Annotated in this window: 20 protein-coding genes; 14 read left to right on the top strand and 6 right to left on the bottom strand. The window is 63.7% G+C overall.

Going from position 1 to position 21,055, the window contains the following annotated elements:
- Positions 1 to 147 precede the first annotated feature (147 nt).
- From ndk to B2U07_RS08065, 12 genes are all read left to right on the top strand, one after another.
- Positions 148 to 579 carry a nucleoside-diphosphate kinase gene (gene ndk, locus B2U07_RS08120; RefSeq protein ID WP_003459696.1) on the top strand — a complete coding sequence of 144 codons (432 nt, stop codon included), beginning with the start codon at positions 148 to 150 and terminating at the stop codon, positions 577 to 579.
- A gap of 27 nt (positions 580 to 606) precedes the next feature.
- Complete coding sequence (rlmN, locus tag B2U07_RS08115) at positions 607 to 1,755, top strand: 23S rRNA (adenine(2503)-C(2))-methyltransferase RlmN (RefSeq protein ID WP_275545989.1); 1,149 nt, start codon at positions 607 to 609, stop codon at positions 1,753 to 1,755.
- A gap of 13 nt (positions 1,756 to 1,768) precedes the next feature.
- Positions 1,769 to 2,530, top strand: coding sequence for a type IV pilus biogenesis/stability protein PilW (pilW, locus tag B2U07_RS08110; RefSeq protein WP_275545988.1), 762 nt, complete (start codon positions 1,769 to 1,771; stop codon positions 2,528 to 2,530).
- Entirely contained in the window at positions 2,527 to 3,525 is a 999-nt protein-coding gene (locus B2U07_RS08105) for a helix-turn-helix domain-containing protein (RefSeq protein WP_275545987.1), read from the top strand. Before pilW ends, B2U07_RS08105 begins: the two co-directional genes overlap by 4 nt.
- Positions 3,526 to 3,528: 3 nt before the next feature.
- The gene (ispG, locus tag B2U07_RS08100; protein WP_090431984.1) at positions 3,529 to 4,641 is read left to right on the top strand and encodes a flavodoxin-dependent (E)-4-hydroxy-3-methylbut-2-enyl-diphosphate synthase; all 1,113 of its coding nucleotides are present in this window, start codon (positions 3,529 to 3,531) and stop codon (positions 4,639 to 4,641) included.
- 20 nt (positions 4,642 to 4,661) lie between these two features.
- Complete coding sequence (gene hisS / locus B2U07_RS08095; RefSeq protein WP_275545986.1) at positions 4,662 to 5,948, top strand: histidine--tRNA ligase; 1,287 nt, start codon at positions 4,662 to 4,664, stop codon at positions 5,946 to 5,948.
- A gap of 32 nt (positions 5,949 to 5,980) precedes the next feature.
- Positions 5,981 to 6,619, top strand: coding sequence for a tetratricopeptide repeat protein (locus B2U07_RS08090; protein WP_197858467.1), 639 nt, complete (start codon positions 5,981 to 5,983; stop codon positions 6,617 to 6,619).
- Positions 6,612 to 7,763: an outer membrane protein assembly factor BamB gene (gene bamB / locus B2U07_RS08085; protein ID WP_275545985.1), complete on the top strand. Its 1,152-nt coding sequence runs from the start codon at positions 6,612 to 6,614 to the stop codon at positions 7,761 to 7,763. Before B2U07_RS08090 ends, bamB begins: the two co-directional genes overlap by 8 nt.
- 98 nt (positions 7,764 to 7,861) lie before the next feature.
- The gene (der, locus tag B2U07_RS08080; protein WP_275545984.1) at positions 7,862 to 9,337 is read left to right on the top strand and encodes a ribosome biogenesis GTPase Der; all 1,476 of its coding nucleotides are present in this window, start codon (positions 7,862 to 7,864) and stop codon (positions 9,335 to 9,337) included.
- Positions 9,338 to 9,478: 141 nt separating this feature from the next.
- Entirely contained in the window at positions 9,479 to 10,627 is a 1,149-nt protein-coding gene (locus tag B2U07_RS08075; protein WP_275545983.1) for a pyridoxal phosphate-dependent aminotransferase, read from the top strand.
- Between the two features lie 61 nt (positions 10,628 to 10,688).
- The gene (locus B2U07_RS08070; protein ID WP_275545982.1) at positions 10,689 to 11,471 is read left to right on the top strand and encodes an amidohydrolase; all 783 of its coding nucleotides are present in this window, start codon (positions 10,689 to 10,691) and stop codon (positions 11,469 to 11,471) included.
- A gap of 16 nt (positions 11,472 to 11,487) precedes the next feature.
- The gene (locus B2U07_RS08065; protein ID WP_275545981.1) at positions 11,488 to 11,943 is read left to right on the top strand and encodes a hypothetical protein; all 456 of its coding nucleotides are present in this window, start codon (positions 11,488 to 11,490) and stop codon (positions 11,941 to 11,943) included.
- Between the two features lie 160 nt (positions 11,944 to 12,103).
- On the opposite strand, the gene leuA is transcribed toward B2U07_RS08065, so the two are convergent.
- The 6 genes from leuA to B2U07_RS08035 all read right to left on the bottom strand — a co-directional run bounded on the left by leuA (position 12,104) and on the right by B2U07_RS08035 (position 19,840).
- The gene (gene leuA / locus B2U07_RS08060) at positions 12,104 to 13,774 is read right to left on the bottom strand and encodes a 2-isopropylmalate synthase (RefSeq protein ID WP_275545980.1); all 1,671 of its coding nucleotides are present in this window, start codon (positions 13,772 to 13,774) and stop codon (positions 12,104 to 12,106) included.
- 359 nt (positions 13,775 to 14,133) lie between these two features.
- Positions 14,134 to 15,384 carry a mechanosensitive ion channel family protein gene (locus B2U07_RS08055; protein WP_275545979.1) on the bottom strand — a complete coding sequence of 417 codons (1,251 nt, stop codon included), beginning with the start codon at positions 15,382 to 15,384 and terminating at the stop codon, positions 14,134 to 14,136.
- 94 nt (positions 15,385 to 15,478) lie between these two features.
- The gene (locus B2U07_RS08050; protein ID WP_296276730.1) at positions 15,479 to 16,231 is read right to left on the bottom strand and encodes a glutathione S-transferase family protein; all 753 of its coding nucleotides are present in this window, start codon (positions 16,229 to 16,231) and stop codon (positions 15,479 to 15,481) included.
- A gap of 88 nt (positions 16,232 to 16,319) precedes the next feature.
- Positions 16,320 to 17,225 (bottom strand): peptidoglycan DD-metalloendopeptidase family protein, encoded by a 906-nt coding sequence (locus B2U07_RS08045; RefSeq protein WP_275545977.1) that lies wholly within the window; start codon positions 17,223 to 17,225, stop codon positions 16,320 to 16,322.
- Positions 17,226 to 17,229: 4 nt separating this feature from the next.
- Positions 17,230 to 18,609 (bottom strand): exodeoxyribonuclease VII large subunit, encoded by a 1,380-nt coding sequence (xseA, locus tag B2U07_RS08040; protein ID WP_275545976.1) that lies wholly within the window; start codon positions 18,607 to 18,609, stop codon positions 17,230 to 17,232.
- Positions 18,610 to 18,922: 313 nt separating this feature from the next.
- Positions 18,923 to 19,840: a LysR family transcriptional regulator gene (locus tag B2U07_RS08035; protein WP_275545975.1), complete on the bottom strand. Its 918-nt coding sequence runs from the start codon at positions 19,838 to 19,840 to the stop codon at positions 18,923 to 18,925.
- An 89-nt stretch (positions 19,841 to 19,929) separates the two neighbouring features.
- Here B2U07_RS08035 and B2U07_RS08030 point away from each other — a divergent pair, with 89 nt between their 5' ends.
- On the top strand, positions 19,930 to 20,397 hold the full coding sequence (locus B2U07_RS08030) for a multidrug/biocide efflux PACE transporter (protein WP_275545974.1): 468 nt from the start codon (positions 19,930 to 19,932) through the stop codon (positions 20,395 to 20,397).
- A 57-nt stretch (positions 20,398 to 20,454) separates the two neighbouring features.
- Positions 20,455 to 21,009 carry a sugar ABC transporter ATPase gene (locus B2U07_RS08025; protein WP_275545973.1) on the top strand — a complete coding sequence of 185 codons (555 nt, stop codon included), beginning with the start codon at positions 20,455 to 20,457 and terminating at the stop codon, positions 21,007 to 21,009.
- Positions 21,010 to 21,055: the final 46 nt, after the last annotated feature.

The raw sequence follows: 21,055 nt of genomic DNA, 5'->3' as shown, positions 1-21,055 counted from the left end.
TACAAATCCGGCGCCGCAAGCGCGGGTTTCGCTGCGTAGCTTTTACTTGCAGCTTGTGGCTTGCCGCCTGTGGCTGCGCTCTCATAACCCGCGTATAATTCGCGGGTTTAATTTTTCGCTTTAACCCTAAAGTTTCTGGAGCTTCACATGGCTGTTCAACGTACTTTCTCCATCATCAAGCCTGACGCCGTTGCCAAGAACGTCATCGGTGAGATCACCACCCGTTTCGAAAAGGCCGGTCTGCGCGTCGTCGCTTCGAAGATGGTGCAACTGTCCGAGCGCGAAGCTGCCGGTTTCTACGCTGAGCACAGCGAGCGCGGCTTCTTCAAGGACCTGGTCGCCTTCATGACTTCCGGCCCGGTCATCGTTCAGGTTCTGGAAGGCGAGAACGCCGTTGCCAAGAACCGCGAACTGATGGGCGCCACCAACCCGAAAGAAGCTGCTGCCGGCACCATCCGTGCTGATTTCGCCGTTTCCATCGACGAAAACGCCGTTCACGGTTCGGACTCCGAAGCTTCCGCTGCCCGCGAGATCGCTTACTTCTTCTCCGCTACCGAGCAGTGCGCGCGCATCCGCTGATACGGCGAATGATGCGAGGGTGAAGCCATGACCAATACCACCGGCAAGATCAACCTGCTGGGCCTGACCCAGCCGGAAATGGAACAGTTCTTCGAGTCCATTGGCGAGAAGCGCTTCCGTGCCGGCCAGGTAATGAAGTGGATTCACCACTTTGGCGTCGATGATTTCGCCGCCATGACCAATGTCGGCAAGGCCTTGCGCGAGAAGCTCGAGGCCTCTGCCGAGATTCGCGGCCCGGAAGTGGTCAGCGAAAATATTTCCGCCGATGGCACGCGCAAGTGGGTGGTGCGTGTGGCGTCTGGCAGCTGCGTGGAAACCGTGTACATCCCGCAGAACGGCCGTGGCACCCTGTGTGTGTCGTCACAGGCCGGCTGTGCTCTGGATTGCAGCTTCTGCTCCACCGGCAAGCAAGGCTTCAACAGCGACCTGACCAGCGCCGAGATCATCGGCCAGGTGTGGATCGCCAACCAATCCTTCGGCAGCGTGCCGGCGAAGATCGATCGCGCCATCACCAATGTGGTGATGATGGGCATGGGCGAGCCGTTGCTGAACTTCGACAACGTCGTCTCCGCCATGCAGATCATGATGGACGACCTCGGTTACGGCATTTCCAAGCGCAAGGTGACGTTGTCCACCTCCGGCGTGGTCCCGATGATCGACAAGCTGGCCGAAGTGATCGACGTGTCGCTGGCCCTGTCGCTGCACGCGCCCAACGACGAGCTGCGCAACCAGCTGGTGCCGATCAACAAGAAGTATCCGCTGGACATGCTGCTGGCGGCCTGCAAGCGCTACATCTCCAAACTGGGCGAGAAGCGTGTGCTGACCATCGAGTACACCCTGCTCAAGGGCGTCAACGATCAGCCCGAGCATGCTGAGCAGATGATCGCACTTCTGGCCGATGTACCTTGCAAGATCAACCTGATTCCGTTTAATCCCTTCCCCTTCTCGGGGTACGAGCGGCCGAGCAATAACGCCATTCGCCGCTTCCAGGACCTGTTGCACAAGGCCGGGCATAACGTCACGGTACGCACCACCCGTGGTGACGATATCGACGCCGCGTGCGGCCAGCTGGTTGGCCAGGTCATGGACCGTACTCGGCGCAGTGAGCGTTATATCGCCGTGCGTCAGCTGGGCAGCGAGGCGCAAGAGCCTCGCGCCACCGCCAATCGAAATTGAAGAGAGGATGTCCATGACCTTGCGCCCTGCGCTGTTATTGCTCGTTGCCAGCCTGCTCGGTGGGTGTGTGACCACCGGCGATGTCGACCCCATGCGTACGGCGAAAGGGCGTGACGAAGCACGTGATGCCTATGTCCAGCTAGGCATCGCTTATATCCAGCAGGGCGATACCCAGCTCGCCAAGGTACCGTTGAAGAACGCGCTGGAGCTTGATTCCTCCAATGCCGATGCGCATGCCGCGCTGGCCATGGCCTTTCAATTGGAAATGGAGCCTAAACTGGCCGACGAGCATTTTCGCAAGGCGCTGTCCCAGCGGCCTGCGGATGCCCGTCTGCTGAACAATTACGGCGGTTTCCTGTTCGAGCAGAAGCGCTATCAGGAGGCCATGAGCACCTACCTCAAGGCCGCCGAGGACAACCTCTATCCCGAGCGCTCCCGAGTGTTCGAGAACCTCGGCATGACGGCTCTGCAACTCGGTCAGCGTGAGCAGGCCAAAGAGTATTTCCAGCGTGCCTTGCGCCTCAGCAGCCGCCAGCCGCGCGCGTTGCTGGAAATGGCGCTGCTGTCCTACGAGGACAAGGAGTACGTGCCGTCGCGTCGCTACTACGATAGCTACAGCGAAATGGCGCCGCAAAGCGCTCGCAGCCTGCTCCTGGGAGCGCGACTGGCCGAGATATTCGAGGACCGTGACCGGGCAGCCAGCCTGGGGCTGCAATTACGGCGCCTGTATCCGGCTTCTCAGGAATATCAGCAATTTGTTTCGGGGCAAAAATGAAAGCCGCGCATAGCGAAGTGACTCAGCCGACGCCGAACAACCCGGGCGAAAGCCTGCGGCAGGCCCGTGAGCTCAAGGGCTGGAGCGTCGCCGAAGTAGCGGCTCAGCTCAATCTGACTCCGCAGCGTCTCACCCAGCTCGAGGCCGGTGCTTTCGACAAGCTGCCGGGCACCACGTTTGCCCGTGGCTACATTCGTGCTTACGCCAAGCTGCTCGAAATGGATCAGAACCGTCTGGTGATGGAGTTCGATCAGTTCACTGGCACCGATGCCACCGGCAGCAGCGTGCATGCACTGGGCCGTATCGAAGAGCCCGTACGGTATTCGCAAAGTATCCTGCGCCTGGTCAGTTTTCTGTTGCTGCTGGCATTGATTGGCGGTGGTTTTGTCTGGTGGCAGGATCAGGGCCGTTCGGTGACCAGTCTGGCTGATCTGGGGCTTGAGCATGTGGAAGTAGAGGGGGCCGATGGCACCACGCAGGTGCACTCGCTTGCCGAGCCGGAAGATCAGGCTGTGGTTGCCGCTCAGGGCGATGAGCGGAGCAGCCCGCTGTTGCTGCCGGTCGACCCGGGTGAAACCCCGGAAGGCACCGGTGCCGCCGAACAGCCTGCTGCCGAGTCCGCGACGACTGAGGGTGAGGCTGCTGAACCCGCGCCGGAGGCCCCGCTTGCTACCGAACAGGATCAGCCAGCAGTGACCGCCACCGCGCCGGCTCCCGCCGCTGAGCCTGCTGCACCTGTAGCGGTGCCGGCAGGGCAGGGCGCACTCAATGTGCAGTTCACCGCCGATTGCTGGACGCAGGTGACCGATGCCGATGGCAAGGTCCTGGTTAGCGCCCTCAAGCGTAGCGGCGAGCGCATCGAACTGACCGGCAAGGCGCCGCTGAAGTTACACCTGGGCTTTGCCCGGGGCGCTCAGGTGACCTACAACGGCGAAAGCGTTGACGTCACGCCGCATATCTCTGGCGAAACCGCGCGCCTGACACTGGGGATGTAAAGCATGCATTGCGAATCGCCGATCAAGCGCCGACTGTCGCGCAAGATCTGGGTTGGCTCGGTACCGGTCGGCGGCGATGCGCCGATTGCCGTGCAGAGCATGACCAATACCGACACCAACGATGTGGCCGCCACCGTAGCGCAGATCCGTCGCCTGGAAGATGCCGGCGCCGACATCGTGCGCGTTTCCGTGCCGGACATGGACGCCGCCGAGGCCTTTGGCCGTATCAAGCAGCAGGTGCGTGTGCCGTTGGTGGCCGATATTCACTTCGACTATCAGATCGCCCTGCGCGTGGCTGAGCTGGGCGTCGACTGCCTGCGTATCAATCCGGGCAACATCGGCCGTGAGGACCGCGTCAAGGCGGTGGTCGAGGCTGCGCGCGACAAGGGCATCCCGATCCGCATCGGCGTCAACGCCGGTTCACTGGAGAAGGATCTGCAGAAGAAATACGGCGAGCCGACGCCCGAGGCCTTGGTCGAGTCCGCCCTGCGCCATGTCGAGCACCTGGATCGCCTGAACTTCCCCGACTTCAAGGTCAGCGTAAAGGCTTCCGACGTATTCATGGCCGTCGAGGCTTATCGCCTGCTGGCCAAGCAGATCGAGCAGCCGCTGCACCTGGGGATCACCGAGGCCGGTGGCCTGCGCTCCGGTACGGTCAAGTCGGCAGTCGGCCTGGGCATGCTGCTGGCCGAAGGTATTGGCGATACCATCCGCATCTCCCTGGCCGCCGATCCGGTGGAGGAGATCAAGGTCGGTTTCGACATCCTCAAGTCCCTGCGCCTGCGCTCGCGTGGCATCAACTTCATCGCCTGCCCGAGCTGCTCGCGGCAGAACTTCGATGTGGTCAAGACCATGAACGAGCTGGAAGCTCGCGTCGAGGACTTGCTGGTGCCGCTGGACGTGGCCGTGATCGGCTGCGTGGTCAACGGCCCCGGCGAGGCCAAAGAGGCGCATATCGGCCTTACCGGTGGTAGCCCGAACAACCTGGTCTACATCGACGGCAAACCGGCCTCGAAGCTGACCAACGAAAATCTGGTGGACGAGCTGGAGAAGCTCATCCGCGACAAGGCGGCCGAAAAGGCTGCCGCCGATGCTGCCGTGATCGTGCGCAGCTGATCCGTGCGTAAGGAAGACAATTGAGCAAGTCCCTGCAAGCCATTCGTGGCATGAACGACATCCTGCCGGAGCAGACGCCTGCCTGGCGCTACCTGGAAAGTACGCTGGTCAGCCTGCTCGATGGCTATGGCTACAAGGAAATCCGCCTGCCCATCGTCGAGTACACCGAGCTGTTCGCTCGCGGTATCGGCGAGGGCACCGATGTGGTCGACAAGGAGATGTACACCTTCTTCGACCGCAACGAAGAATCCCTGACCCTGCGCCCTGAAGGCACCGCCGGCTGCGTGCGTGCCGTGCTCGAGCATGGTCTGTCCGGTGGCGGCCAGGTGCAGAAGCTCTGGTACGCGGGCCCGATGTTCCGCTACGAAAAGCCGCAAAAGGGCCGCTATCGCCAGTTCCACCAGGTCGGCGTGGAAGCCTTCAACCTGCCGGGGCCGGACGTCGATGCCGAGCTGATCGTGCTCACCTGGCGTCTGTGGAAGCAGCTCGGTCTGGCCGATGCGGTGACCCTGCAGCTCAATAGCCTGGGTTCCAGCGAGGCGCGCGCGGCTTATCGCGATGCCCTGGTGGCCTACCTGCAGGAGCGTTTCGAGCAGCTCGACGAAGACAGTCAGCGCCGGCTGACCACCAACCCGCTGCGCATCCTCGACAGCAAGAACGAGACGACTCAGGCGCTGCTGGTCGGTGCGCCGACCCTGGGCGACTACCTCGACGAGGAATCGCGCCTGCACTTCGAGGGCGTCAAGGCGCGTCTGGATGCCGCCGGCATTCGCTACCAGATCAACCACAAGCTGGTGCGCGGTCTGGATTACTACAACCGCACCGTGTTCGAGTGGGTCACCGACAAGCTCGGCGCGCAGGGCACGGTGTGTGCGGGCGGTCGCTACGATGGCCTGGTGACGCAGCTGGGTGGCAAGGCTACGCCGGGTGTTGGCTTCGCCATGGGTATCGAGCGCCTGGTTCTGCTGCTGGAAACCCTGGACCTGTTGCCGGCCGAGCTCAATCGCGCCGCCGATGTCTACGTCTGCGCCTTTGGCGAGGCGGCAGAGCTGGCGGCATTGACTCTGGTCGAAGGTCTGCGCGACGAGCTGCCGGGGCTGCGCCTGTTGCTCAACACCGGTGGCGGCAGTTTCAAGAGCCAGTTCAAGAAAGCCGACAAGAGCGGCGCACGTTATGCGCTGATTCTGGGGGACGACGAATTGGCTGGGCGCGTGGTAGGTTGCAAACCGCTGCGCGACGACAGTGAACAACAAAATGTTGCCTGGGATGCTCTGGCTGAGCATCTGGCCGCCTGCCAGCAGGCTTGAGCAGGCTCTCGATTAGGAGTACGGGGTTAGACATGCAGACCGAAGACGAACAGATCGCGCAAATCAAGGACTGGTGGGATCGCAACGGCAAGCCTTTGCTGGCCGGTGGCGTATTGGCGCTGGTGGCTGTATTCGGCTGGCAGGGCTGGCAGAAGTACCAGGACAATCAGGCGCAAGGCGCCTCGGTGCTCTATCAGCAATTGCTGGAAACAGCGCTGGACCCGGCCGGCAAGCCCGACGCCGCGAAAGTCGCCGAACTGGCCGGCAAGCTCGACAGCGAGTTTGGCGGTAGCCACTACGCCCAGTACGGCAGCCTGTTCGTCGCCAAGGTCGCCGTCGAAGCGGATCGCCTCGACGATGCCGCGGCCGCGCTGCAACGCGTTCTCGACAAGCCGGCCGACGCCACGCTCGAGGAGCTGGCACGTCAGCGTCTGGCCCGTGTGCTGGCGGCCCAGGACAAGACCGATGATGCGCTGAAGCTGCTCGACAGTAAGGTCGAGGATGCCTACCTCGCCAGCCGCGAAGAGCTCAAGGGCGACCTGCTGGTACAGCTGGGTCGCAGCGACGACGCGCACGCCGCGTATCAGAAGGCCAAGGACGCGTTGGCCGAAGACGCCGCCGTCGGTGGCCTGCAGATGAAGCTGGACGACCTGGCAAAAGGGGATGCGTGACGTGATGCGTTGGAAGAATGCCGCACTGCTGGCTCTGGCCGTTCTGGCCGTGGGTTGCAGCAGCAATAGCAAGAAGGAACTGCCGCCCGCCGAGCTGACCAAGTTCGACGCTGAAGTCGAGCTGCGTACCGAGTGGAGCCGCTCGATTGGCGATGGTCAGGGTGAAACCTTCAACATGCTGGTCCCAGCCATCGAAGGCGATGTGATCTACGCTGCCGACGTCGAAGGCGTGGTCATGGCCATGGACCGCACCAGCGGCAAGGTCATCTGGCGCAAGAAGCTCGAAATCCCGGTTTCCGGTGCCATTGGCGTCGGTTACGGACAGGTGCTGCTGGGTACGCTCAAGGGCGAAGTGATCGCCCTGGATTCCAGCGACGGCGAAGAGCAATGGCGCTCGCGCGTGACCAGCGAAGTACTGGCGGCGCCGGCCAGCAATGGCGACATTGTCGTGGTGCAGACCCAGGATGACCGTCTGATCGCTTTCGATGCCAGCACCGGTAGCCAGCGCTGGATCGTTGAGAATACCCCGGCCGTACTGACTCTGCGCGGTACCGGCGCGCCGCTGGTGACCAACCGCCTGGTGGTCGCCGGCCTGTCCAGCGGCAAGGTGGTTGCGGTGGATGCCCAGCGTGGCCTGCCGGTTTGGGAGCAGCGCATTGCCATTCCCCAAGGCCGTTCCGAGCTAGAGCGCGTGGTGGATATCGACGGCGGCCTGCTGCTGTCCGGCGGCACCGTCTACGCAGTGAGCTACCAGGGCCGTGTCGCGGCCATGGACCTGGAGTCCGGCCGCGTGCTGTGGCAGCGCGAGGCCTCCAGCTCGGTAGGCGTCGCTCAGGGCTTCGGCAACGTTTACGTCAGCCATGCCAGTGGCACCGTCGAAGGTATCGACGAGCGCAGCGCCTCGGCCCTGTGGACCAATGATTCGATGGCGCGCCGTCAGCTCTCGGGCCCGGCGGTGTTCTCCAGCTATGTCGCCGTGGGTGACTTCGAGGGCTATCTGCACCTGCTGAGCCAGGTCGACGGTCGCTTCGTTGGCCGTACCCGTATCGACAGCGATGGCCTGCGTGCCCAGCCGCTGGTGGTGGGTGATTGGCTGTATGTCTACGGTAATAGCGGCAAGCTGGTGGCACTGACCATCAAGTAAGCCGACTATGCTGCCTTAACCCGGCAGCACGAAATATCCCGGCCGCTGCCCATGCAGCGGCCTTTGCATTTTCTGAATTAACTCAAGTGGAGAGCCTGATGGTTCCCGTAATTGCCCTGGTGGGCCGGCCGAACGTCGGCAAGTCCACACTCTTCAACCGCCTGACCCGCAGCCGCGACGCCATCGTCGGCGACCTGTCCGGTCTGACCCGCGACCGCCAGTATGGCGAGGCGAAGTGGCAGGGGCGCACCTATATCGTGATCGACACCGGCGGTATTTCCGGTGACGAGGAAGGCATCGACGCGAAGATGGCCGAGCAGTCGCTGCAGGCCATCGAAGAGGCCGATGCCGTGCTGTTCCTGGTGGACGCGCGTGCCGGCATGACCGCCTCCGACCAGATGATCGGCGAGCACCTGCGCCGTCGTAACAAGCAGAGCTTCCTGGTGGTGAACAAGGTCGACAACCTCGACGTCGACCTGGCCCGTGCGGAATTCAGCCCCATGGGCCTGGGCGAACCGCTGGCGATTGCCGGTGCCCATGGTCGTGGCATCACCCAGATGCTCGAAGTGGTGCTTGGCGCTTTCCCCAAGGATGCCGGCGAGCCGGAAGAGGGCGCCGAAGAGGAAGAAGTGCTGGAAGGCCAGGAGGCCAAGCGCATTCCCGGCCCGAGCGAGAAGGACGGCATCAAGCTGGCCATCATCGGCCGTCCCAATGTCGGCAAGTCGACCCTGGTCAACCGCATGCTCGGCGAAGAGCGGGTCATCGTCTATGACCAGGCCGGCACCACCCGTGACAGCATCTACATCCCGTTCGAGCGTGACGACGAGAAGTACACCCTGATCGACACCGCCGGCGTACGTCGTCGCGGCAAGATCTTCGAGGCGGTGGAAAAGTTCTCGGTGGTCAAGACGCTGCAGGCCATCCAGGACTCCAACGTCGTGGTGTTCGTCATGGACGCCCGCGAAGGCGTGGTCGATCACGACCTCAACCTGCTCGGCTTCGTGCTGGAAAGCGGCCGCGCCCTGGTCATCGCCCTTAACAAGTGGGACGGCATGGACCAGGGGCAGAAGGACTACGTGAAGACCGAGCTGGAGCGCCGGCTGTTCTTCGTCGACTTCGCCGATATCCACTTCATCTCCGCCCTGCACGGCACCGGCGTTGGCCATCTGTACAAGTCGGTGCAGGCCTCTTTCAAATCGGCCATCACCCGCTGGCCGACCAGCCGCCTGACGCAGATTCTCGAAGATGCCGTCAGCGACCACGCGCCGCCCCTGGTCAACGGTCGCCGTATCAAGCTGCGCTATGCCCACCTGGGCGGTGCCAACCCGCCGCTGATCGTGATCCACGGTAACCAGGTCGACGCCGTACCGCGCGCCTACAGCCGCTACCTGGAAAATACCTTCCGCCGCGTGCTGAAACTGGTGGGTACGCCGATCCGTATCGAGTACAAGGGCGGCGACAACCCCTATGAGGGCAACAAGAACAAGCTCACCGACCGCCAGGTGAACAAGAAACGCCGCCTGATGAGCCACCACAAGAAGGCCGAGAAGAAGCGCAAGGACAAGCGCAAGTAAGCTTGGCCGCGCCGCGCATATCGGACTCCGTTCGGCATGCGCGGCATAAGCTTCCAACTCTTTTTCATAAGTGCTGTGGGTGCCGTCTATGGCGCCCTTCGGCTATCCTCGCGGCTTGCCTTGTTCTATCAGGAAGTCGCGATGCTCGTCAGTAAACTGCCCAACGTCGGCACCACCATCTTCACGCGAATGTCGCAGCTCGCTGCCGATGTAGGCGCGCTGAACCTCTCTCAGGGCTTTCCCGATTTCGACGGACCGCAGGCGTTGCGCGAGGCAGTCGCGCGCCACGTAATGGAAGGGCGCAACCAGTATTCGCCGATGACCGGCCTGCCCACGTTGCGCCAGCAGGTGGCGGCGAAGATCGCCCGCAGCTACGGCGTGCAGCGCGATGCCGACAGCGAGATCACCATCACCCCCGGCGCCACCGAGGCGATCTTTTGCGCGGTGCAGGCGCTGATCCGTCCGGGTGATGAAGCCATCGTGCTCGACCCTTGCTACGACAGTTACGAGCCGTCGGTGGAGTTGGCCGGCGGGCGCTGCGTGCATGTGCCGCTGGCATTGCCGGATTTCGCCGTGGACTGGCAGCGCCTGGCTGATGCCATCAGCCCGCGTACCCGGCTGATCTTCCTGAACTCGCCGCACAATCCCAGCGGTGCACTGTTGACGCGCGCTGATCTGGACAAACTGGCCGAGCTGATTCGTGGCCGCGATATCCATGTCATCAGCGACGAAGTCTACGAGCACCTGATCTTCGACGGCGCCCGCCATGCCAGCGTGCTGGCGCACGAGGAGCTGTACCGGCGCGCCTTTGTGGTCAGCTCCTTCGGCAAGACCTACCACGTCACCGGCTGGAAGACCGGCTACGTGGTGGCGCCGCCCGCATTGACCGCCGAGCTGCGCAAGATCCACCAGTACGTTAATTTCTGTGGGGTGACGCCGCTGCAGTTCGGTCTGGCCGAGTTCATGGCCGCGCACCCCGAACATGTCGAAGAGCTGCCGGCTTTCTATCAGGCCAAGCGCGACCTGTTCTGCGACCTGCTGGCCGGCTCGCGCTTCACCTTCACCCGCGCTCCGGGTACCTACTTCCAGCTGGCCGACTATTCAGCGATTCGCCCCGATCTGGACGACGTGGCCATGGCCGAGTGGCTGACTCGCGAGCATGGTGTCGCGGCGATTCCGGTGTCGGTGTTCTACCAGTCCGCGCCTGAGGATATGCGCCTGGTGCGCTTCTGCTTCGCCAAGCGTGAGGAAACCCTGCGCCAGGCTGCCGAGAAGCTATGCGCGGTGTGATGGTAGGGCGGGTGCAACCCGCCTGTGAGGTGTTGGCGGGTACGACAAGCGAGGCGCCCCAATGAGCAACAAACCCGATCTTGAACTGGCGCTGATCCAGACTACTCTGGCCTGGCATGACCCGGTCGCCAATCGCGACCATTTTCAGAAACTACTGGAGCAGGCACGCGGCGCCGATCTGGTGATCCTGCCGGAGATGTTCAGCACCGGTTTCTCCATGGACTCGGCCGAACTGGCCGAAGCCGAGGAAGGCCCCACTACGCAGTGGTTGCGCGAGCAGGCGCAGCGCATTGATGCGGTGGTCTGCGGCAGCCTGATCATCCAGGAGGCTGATGGCAGCTACCGTAATCGCCTGCTCTGGGCGCGCCCGGATGGTTCACTGGCGCATTACGACAAACGCCATCTGTTCCGCATGGCCGGCGAGCACAAGCACTACAGCGCCGGCGATGAGCAAGTAGTGCTGGAGCTCGAGGGGTGGCGTGTGCGCCCGCTGATCTGCTACGACCTGCGCTTTCCGGTATGGAGCCGCGACCCGCAGGGTACCGATTTGCTGCTGTATACCGCCAACTGGCCGGGCGCTCGCCGCCAGCACTGGAATCGCCTGCTGCCGGCGCGGGCTATCGAGAACCTGTGCTATGTCGCGGCTGTGAACCGGGTCGGCGAGGATGGCAAAGGGCACGCGTATACTGGCGATTCCCAGGTGCTGGATTTCCAGGGCGAGGCGCTGCTGGTGGCAGGCGAGGGCGACGGTGTGTTCCGCGTCCGCTTGTCGAGCGAAGCGCTGGCTGCCTACCGCGAGCGTTTCCCCGCGCACCTGGATGCCGACGCTTTTACCTTGAACTGATCCGGAGCGACACGACATGGACGTGCAACAGAGCAACCCCTTCCAGACACCGCAGGCCGACCTGCAGCAAGCCGCCACTCAGCAGCAGCCGCTTTACAGCATCGCCGGCGTCGGTCTGGCGACCTTTATCGGCACGCCGCTGGCCGGTGCCTGGCTGCTGGCGCATAACCTGCAACTGCTCGGTCAGGCGCATCGAGTGGCGATGGTCTGGGGCATTTCCGTCGTGCTTCTGATCGTCACCTTGGTCTTGGCTTTCGTGTTGCCCGAGGAAGTGCCCGCCCTGCCGTTCGCCGTCGCGCAACTGATGGCGATGATCATGCTGGCGAAGAATCTGCAGGAGGCCGACCTCAAGCAACATGTCGAGGCCGGCGGTGCGTTCCTATCCAACTGGCGGGCGGCCGGTATCGGCCTGTTGTTCACCCTCGGCCTGGCTGCGCTGATGTTCGCGGTGCTGATGATTTTCGATATCTGAATGCTGCTTCCCGGATTGCATCCGGGCTACCAAAGTCGGTAAGGCGGGTGCACCCGCCGGGTCCATGTGGCGGGTTTCACCCGCCCTACGCTCGAGACGGCCAGATACGCATACAAAAACGCCGGGCATTGCCCGGCGTTTTGCATTCAGCGCTGATGGATCAGGCCGCTTGCGACTCGCTCTGGCTCAGGGCGCGGTTCAGTGCACTGAACAGGGCACGGAAGCTGGCCGTAGTCAGGTTCTCGTCGATACCGATGCCGTGCAGAGCGCGGCCGCCGTTTACGCGCAGCTCGATGTAAGCCGCAGCCTTGGCATTGGCGCCAGCGCCAATAGCGTGTTCGCTGTAGTCCATGACTTCGATGGCCACCGGCAGGGCTGCGGCCAGCGCTTCCAGCGGGCCCTTGCCGATGCCGCGCCAATGATGGTTCTCGCCACCTTCGACGACTTCCACGTCGACTGCACTGGTACCGTTCTCTTCCTGCAGACGATGACCTTTCAGGGCGTAGGGACTGCGCGCTTGCAGGTACTCGGTCTCGAGCAACTTGTATATTTGCGCGGCAGTCATCTCCAGCCCCAGGCGGTCGGTTTCACGCTGCACCACCTGGCTGAACTCGATCTGCATGCGGCGCGGCAGGTTGATGCCATATTCCTGCTCGAGCAGGAAGGTGATGCCGCCCTTGCCGGACTGGCTGTTCACACGGATCACCGCCTCGTAATCGCGGCCGATGTCGGCCGGGTCGATCGGCAGGTACGGCACTTCCCACAGCGCATCTTCTTTCTGCTGGGCGAAGCCCTTGCGGATGGCGTCCTGGTGCGAGCCGGAGAACGCGGTGTGGACCAGGTCGCCGACGTACGGATGGCGCGGGTGCACCGGAATCTGGTTGCAGTCCTCGACCACCTTGCGCACCGCGTCGATATCGGAGAAGTCCAGCTGCGGGTCGACGCCCTGGGTGTAGAGATTGAGCGCCAGGGTCACCAGGCAGACGTTGCCGGTGCGCTCGCCGTTGCCGAACAGGCAGCCTTCGACGCGATCGGCGCCGGCCATGACGGCCAGCTCCGAGGCAGCGACGCCGGTGCCGCGGTCGTTATGGGTGTGCACGCTGATCAGCACGCTGTCGCGCTTGTTCACGTGGCGGCCGAACCATTCGATCTGGTCGGCGTAGTTGTTCGGCGTGGCGCATTCGATGGTGGCTGGCAGGTTGAGGATCAGCGGGTTGGCCGGGGTTGGCTGGAACACGTCGATCACCGCGTTGCACACCTCGACGGCGAAGTCGATTTCGGTGCTGCTGAACACTTCCGGCGAGTACTCGAAGCCCCACTGGGTCTCAGGCGCGGCGTCGGCCAGGCGCTTGATGGTGGTGCCGGCGGCCACGGCGATGGCTTTCACGCCGGCCTTGTCCTGGTTGAAGACGATCTTGCGGAAGCTCGGCGCGCAGGCGTTGTAGTAGTGGACGATGGCCTTCTTGGCGCCCTTGAGCGATTCGAAGGTGCGCTCGATAAGGTCGTCACGGGCCTGAGTCAGCACCTGAATGGTCACGTCGTCGGGGATGTGGCCGCCTTCGATCAGCTCACGCACGAAGTCGAAGTCGGTCTGCGAAGCGGACGGAAAGCCCACTTCGATTTCCTTCAGACCCACCGCCAGCAGGCACTTGAAGAAGCGCATCTTCTTCTCGGCGTCCATCGGCTCGATCAGCGACTGGTTGCCGTCACGCAGGTCGGTGGACAGCCAGATTGGCGCCTTGTCGATGATCTGGTCTGGCCAGGTGCGGTCGGGAATCTGGATCTGAGTGAACGGACGGTATTTCTTCGACGGGTCTTTGAGCATGCTCATGAATCAATCCTGAACGCGAAGGCCAAGCAGGCCGTGCTGAAAATAAAGAGATGAAGGAAACAGAGAGATTCGGGGTCGGCAGACCCTAGCGCAGTCGTTGGGCGACCAGGCAGAGATTGGCGTGTTGCCGAAGGGTGATGAGGGTTTGCCAGATGTTCATGAAGCCAACCCTAACTACTGTGAAAAAAGCTGGCAAGTACGTTAAAAAAATTGGTGAAAAAACGCGTCTTCGGTCGGCAGAAAGCTTTTTGTTGCGGTAATTGTCGGAACATCGGGCTTTGATTGCGCAGCGATCGCGCCACCACCGGCCACGACGCGAGCGGGGCCAGCAAGCTGGCTCCCGCAGCGAGGTGCAGGCTCTAAGGTGTCAGGTGCAAAGACGGGCGCAGCTCGCGCATGTCTGCGCCGCTCGGGTGCTGGAACACGCGCAGGCCGAATTCAGGGAGGATGGCCAGCAGATGGTCGAAGATGTCCGACTGGATACCCTCATAGGCACTCCATGCCACGGTATTGGTGAAACAGTAGATTTCCAGCGGCAGGCCGTCGGCGGTCGGGCTGAGCTGGCGCACCAGCAGGGTCATGTTCTGGTGGACGTTCGGGTTGTGCCGCAGGTAGTGCTCGACGTAGGCGCGGAAGCTGCCAATGTTGGTGATGCGGCGGGTGTTGACCGCTTCCTTGCCGTGCTCGGCCAGCTTGGTGTTCCAGTCCTGCAGCTCCTGGTCCTTACGGTCGAGGTATTCGTCGAGCAGCATGAAGCGGCGCAAGCGGGCGACTTCTTCATCGTTGAGAAAGTGTACGCTGGTCTGATCCAGGTACAGCGCGCGCTTGATCCGTCGCCCGCCTGATTCCTGCATGCCGCGCCAGTTCTTGAACGGGTCGCTGATGAAGCGCTTGGTCGGGATGGTGGTGATGGTCTTGTCGAAGTTCTGCACCTTGACCGTGTGCAGGGCGATGTCGATCACGTCGCCATCGGCATTGAGCTGCGGCATTTCCACCCAGTCACCGACGCGGATGATGTCGCTGGAGGAAATCTGCACGCTGGCCACCAGCGACAGCAGGGTGTCCTGGAAAATCAGCATCAGCACGGCGGCCATGGCGCCGAGGCCGGAGAGCAGGATCAGCGGCGAGCGGTCGATCAGCGCGGCCACCATCAGGATCGCCGCGATGGCGTAGATGACGATGGTCACCACCTGGATATAACCCTTGATGGGCTTGAGGTGGGCGTTGGGGCGGCGCTGGTAGAGCGTGTTGATCAGGTTCAGCACACCGGCGATGGCCAGGGCGATGGTCAGGATGATGAAGGCGCTGCAGACGTTCTCCACCACCGTGACCACGGCTTCGGGCAGATGCGGGATCACCTTGATGCCAGCGGTGAGGATCAGCGCCGGCACGATGTTGGCCAGGCGGCGCACCACATGGGAGTGGCTGAGTACCTTGTCCTGGCCGATGCTGGTCGAACGCAGCGCGCGGTAGATGCCACGCACGAGAATGCGCTTGACCACCCAGTTGGCGATCCAGGCACCGAGAATCAGCAGGCTCAGGCTGATCAGGGTGTGCAGCTCGGGGTATTGCTGAAGCCACGCGAGGGTGGCCTGGTACTGTTCTTTCATCGCGTCTCTCGCTCGTTTCATAACCGCCGCCGCGGGCGCGCCGCGCGATGGCGCGCGTACCTTAGCAAACACGGGTTGCTGGCGGGCAATCGCGTCAGCATCGGCTGTGTGCGTCTGCAGTCAGTCGCGATAACGCCTGGTGGCTGATCGGCGCGTGTGGCCCGGCGCCGAGCAGGACATCATTTGGCGTAGGCGTATTCGCCGCCTTTTCCAGGGCGCGTTGGTAGGCGGGGCGGGCATGGATGCGTTCGAGAAAGGCCATCAGGCGGGGGCGGCTGGCGTCCAGGCCGGCGCGAGCGGCGGCGGCTTCCAGCGGGAAGCTCAACTGGATATCGGCGGCGCTGAACTGCTCGCCGGCAAACCAGGTGCTCTTGCCCAGCTCGCTTTCCAGATAATCGAGATGCAGCTTGAGCTGCGGTGCGACGAAAGCGCTCTTGACCTTCCGAGCGATGCCGCGGGCGATAGGTTTGACGAAGAAGGGCATCGGGCTGCTTTCCATCTTGTCGAACACCAGCTTGAGCAGCAGCGGCGGCATGGCCGAGCCTTCGGCGTAGTGCAGCCAGTACGTGCAGCGCAGGCGCTCGGGGCTATCGGCAGCTGGTAACAGGTGCGGGCCGTAGCGGTTGGCGAGGTAGTCGATGATGGCGCCGGATTCGGCCAGGGTCAGCTCGCCGTCGGTGACCACCGGTGACTTGCCCAGCGGGTGTACCGCGCGTAGTTCCGGCGGAGCGAGCATGGTTTTCGTGTCACGCTCGTAGCGCTTGATCTGGTAGTCGACGCCCAGCTCTTCGAGCAGCCAGAGGATGCGCTGCGAGCGCGAGTTGTTCAGGTGGTGGACGGTGATCATGGTGGCTCCTCGGTGCGGTCGGGCAATCGTCGGTCAGCGGTCGCCGTCAGGTTAGACGCTAACCTGCGGCGGCGCCCAAGTACCTCGGTTATGGCTTGAACGCGCCGATGAAGATCGCCGGGTCGACCCGTGCATCGTTGAGGCTGACGTTCCAGTGCAGGTGCGGGCCGGTCGCGCGGCCGGTGGCGCCGACCTTGCCGAGCACGCCGCCGCGGGCCAGCTCGTCGCCGACCTTCACGCCGATCTCCGACAGGTGGCAGAACATGCTGATCAGGCCCTGGCCGTGGTCGACGAACACCGTCTTGCCATTGAAGAAATAGTCGCCCACCAGGATCACCTTGCCGGCTGCCGGCGCCTTGATCGGCGTGCCGCGGTTGGCGGCGAAGTCCAGGCCCGAGTGCGGGTTGCGCTCCTCGCCGTTGAAGAAGCGGCGCAGGCCGAAGGGGCTCGACAGCGGGCCGTTGACCGGCTTGTCGAACAGCAGGTTGCTCGGCTGGCGCGCGCTGAACTGTTGATAGGCGCGAGTCTGCTCGGCCAGCTCGCGCTCGATACGCTTGAGATTCTCCGCGTTGGGCGTGACCTGCTGCTGGTTCTTGATGGTGATGCGCTGCTCGGTGTAGTGCTTGGCGCCGACCTGGAAGCTCAGCGTCCGGCCGCCCTCGACTTCCACTTGCTGGGTGCCGGGCTTGACGCTCAGCGGGATGCCGACAATGGCGATCCAGCGCTGGCCGTCCTCGCGCACGGTCAGCACCGGCTTGCCCTGATAGCGCACCTTGGGCGCCTGCGCCGGGTTGCCCAGATCAACCACGGCCACACCGCCCGGTACCGGCTTGTTCAGCAGGCGGGTGATGAAGCCTTCGGCATGGGCGGGCAGGGCGAGGAAAAGGGTCAATAGGCTTACGCAGAGTGCTCGTAGGAGCGAGCTCTGCTCGCGAACGTGCAGGCTGAAAAAACTTCGCGAGCAGAGCTCGCTCCTACGCAGGGATGCTGGCATTGGCTCAATCCAGAAGCGACAGGGTCGCCGGTTGTATGTGGTTGTCCTCGACGCGCACGTCCAGTTCGCCTTCGCTCAGGCGCGCCTTGAGGCGCTGACCCGGCTCTGTCTGCGCGGCGCTGCGCACGGCCTGGCCACGTTCGTCGAGGAGAATGCTGTAGCCACGACCAAGGGTGGCCAGTGGGCTGACGATCTGCAGTTGCGCGGCTAGCGCGCCGAGTTGCTGGCGCTGGCTGCGCAGCTGGCTTTGCATGGCGCGAGGCAGGCGCGCCGCCAGGCCGTCCAGGCGCTGGCGCAGCAGGGCCAGGTTACGGCCCGGGTGCTGCGCGGCGAGGCGTGCGTCGAGGCGCGCCAGGCGCTCGCGTTGACCGGCGAATTGCTGGTTGAAGGCGCGGCGCAGGCGCATGTCCAGGTCGTCCAGGCGCTGGGCCTGCTGGCGCAGGCGCTCGCCGGGGTGACGCAGACGTCGGCTGGTGCCCTCCAGACGCAGACGTTCGCGGGCCAGGCGACCCTGCATGTGCAGGACCAGACGCCGCTGCAGGTTGTGCAGGCGCTGCACCAGCTCGCTGCTGTCCGGGGCCAGCAGTTCGGCGGCGGCCGAGGGCGTCGGTGCACGCATATCGGCGACGAAGTCGGCGATGGAAACATCCGTCTCGTGCCCCACGGCGCTGACGATGGGCGTGACGCAGGCGCCTACGGCGCGGGCCACGGCTTCCTCGTTGAAGCACCACAAGTCTTCCAGCGAGCCGCCGCCGCGGGCCAGGATCAGCGCGTCGAAACCCTGCGCATCGGCGCGTTGCAGGGCGCGGACGATCTGTGCGGTGGCGTCGCGGCCCTGCACGGCGGTGGGAATCAGGTTCAGCTCCACCTGCGGCGCGCGGCGACGGAACACGCTGATGATGTCGCGGATGACCGCGCCGGTGGGCGAGGTGACGATGCCGATGCGCTTGGGATGGGAGGGCAGGGCGATCTTGCGTTCGGTGGAAAACAGGCCCTCGGCGCCGAGCTTTTCCTTCAGCGCCTCGAAGGCCAGGCGCAGGGCGCCGTCACCGGCTGGCTCGACGGCATCGAGAATCAACTGGTAGTCGCCGCGCCCCTCGAACAACGAGACCTTGCCGCGCACCTTCACTGCCAGGCCGTCGCGCAGCGCCTGGCGTACGCGTGCGGCGTTCTGCCGGAACAGCGCGCAGCGCACCTGGGCCTGGTTGTCTTTCAAGGTGAAATAGATGTGGCCGGACGCCGGGCGGGCCAGGTTGGAGATCTCCCCCTCGACCCAGATACCGGAGAACACATCCTCCAGCAGCAGGCGGGCGCGGTTGTTGAGCTGGCTGACGCTGAGCACCTCTCGGTCGAGGTTCAGGCGTGCGAATGGGTCTTTGATCATGGGGCAGCATGATAAGCCGAGCAGGCGACGGCTGCGACCCGTTCGACCGATGCGTGGACATACCGTTGTGGGAGCGGACTCGTCCGCGAATGGGCTGGCAGTAAAGCTTCGCGGACAAGTCCGCTCCCACTGGTAATGCTGCTCACTTAAGAAACGGTCGAGCGCGATTAGTCCCCTCGCCCCTCCGGGGAGAGGGTTAGGGCGGGCCGCGTTCGGCGAGGGGAAGCTGGCAGTTTCGCGGAGTTTTCGGCCCTCTCCCCCAACCCCTCTCCACTAGGCGTGCCGCCAATAAATGGGAGAGGGGAGCCAATGCCTACGACCTTGAGTGAACAGCATTACGCTCCCTCTGGGGGGCTGTGCCTTCGAGCAGGCGGCCCAGCAACCAGGCGGCGACCGGGCGCAACTCGCGCTGGCGCGACCACACCACGTCGACCGGCACGTGCCGTGGCCAGCCGGGCAATTGCAGCTCCTGCAGCAGCCCGCCGCCATGGTTGGTGACCAGTTCCCGCGGCAGCGCCGCCCAGCCGAAGCCCAGCGCCGCCATCTCCTGTAGCAGCAGGTAATCCGGCGCCGACCAGCAACGACCGCCGCTGCCTGGCAGGTCGTCGGCCGGCGTTTCGCTGCTGGCCACGCTGCTCAGGCGCAGCACGCGCCAGTTGGCCAGATCCTCGTTGGTGACCGATTTTTGCCTGGCCAATGGATGTTCACGGGCCACGAACAGGCCGAACTCGGCGTTGGTGGCGACACCGGCGTGAGCGATATCAGGCGGGTAGTTCGGCTGCGCGGCCAGCAGGCCGAGGTGCGCGCGGCCCTGATTGACCAGGTCCAGCACGTCGGCGTGCTCGGCGATCAGGCACTCGAATTCCAGATCGGGGAAGCGCTGGTCCAGCTCGACCAGGCGTGCCTGGTACTGCTTGGGCTGGTAGGCGTCCGACAGCGCCAGGGTCAGCTTCGCTTCCTGGCCAGCGGCGAGGTTCGCGGCATGGCGAGTCAGGCGGTCACTGGCGGCCAGCACCTCTTCGGCGTGAGCCAGCAGGCTGCTGCCGGCTTCGGTCAATTGCAGCCGGCGCGGGCCGCGCTCGAACAGCTCGATGCCAAGGTCCAGCTCAAGGCGCGCCACTGCCTCGCTGATGGTCGACTGGCTCTTGCCCAAACGCCGCGCGGCAGCGCTGAGCGAGCCGCAGCTGGCTGCCTGGGCGAACGCCTGGAGTGAATCGGGGGATAGATTCATATCGGTTTTCCCGATGGCAGCTGGTTTGTTGGTAACCGTAATACCGATGATCATAGCGCCCATCGCATTTCTTAACGAGGCTTCATCCCATGACTCAGCCCTTGCAGCGCTCCCTCAAGGAGCGTGTCGGCCATGCACTGGCCTTCGAGTTCATCGCGGTCGGTGTCTGCGCGCCGGCGCTGGCCTGGCTGATGGACAAGCCGCTCGCTCAGATGGGCGCCCTGACGCTGATGTTCTCCACCATCGCCATGCTCTGGAACATGCTGTTCAATTATCTGTTCGACCAGGCGCAGCGGCGCATGGGTTTTCATCGCGGGTTCAAGGTACGCCTGGCTCATGCCTTGCTGTTCGAGGCAGGGCTGATCTTGGTGCTGGTGCCGCTGGCTGCCTGGTGGCTGTCGATCAGCTTGTGGGCGGCCTTCTGGCTGGATATCGGTCTGATTCTGTTCTTCCTGCCCTACACCATGGCGTTCAACTGGAGTTATGACCTGCTGCGCGCGCGCTGGGTGGCGCGTGCGCAGGTCGCAACAGCCGAGCAAGCCTGTCGCGAGGCTTGATTTGCTGGCGGCAGCGCCTAAGCTGCCGGGTCTTTTCATCGCCGCTGCCTGATCGCCATGACCGCCCAACTGATTCTCGTCCCGCAGATTTCCACGCTTCCCGCCCACGAGCAAAAGGCCCAGGCCATGCTGCGCTGGCTGGTTAAGCGGGAGATCGTCGAGGCGCTGCCGACCACCTGCGGTCAGGGCGGCAACGGCATGGCCTACGCCATCGGGCCCGGCGCGCGGCGTATCGCCCAGCGTCCCGAATTGCTGCCCTATGGCCAGCCGCACAATGGCCTGGAGATCATCACCCACCGCTGCATCTATGTACCGACGCGCGGCTTTCTCGAAGAGGCGGGCTGCGCCGAATGTCGCAAAGAGGTCGGCGTACCGCTGTTCGACAGCCTTGAGATCTGGTGGCCGGGGGAGACCGATAACTTCACCTGCCCCGAATGCGGGCATGAAGATGACATCAACGGTTTCCTCTTCCTGCAGCCTTGCGGCTTTTCCAACCTGGGCTTCATCTTCAACGGCTGGCTGGAGGCGGGTCTGCGCCCGGCATTCGTCGAGGAGTTCGGCGAACGCCTGGGCTTTGCGGTGAGGCAGGTGCGGGTGGATGATCCGGCCTGAGCCTGTTGCCCGCAGCCTGGCCGCTCAGGGAGGGCGTCGTCACCGC

Origin of the sequence: Pseudomonas sp. UBA7530, assembly GCF_002479365.1 — a bacterium.
Classification (GTDB): Bacteria; Pseudomonadota; Gammaproteobacteria; order Pseudomonadales; family Pseudomonadaceae; genus Aquipseudomonas.
This window is presented reverse-complemented; position numbering and strand designations above follow the sequence as displayed.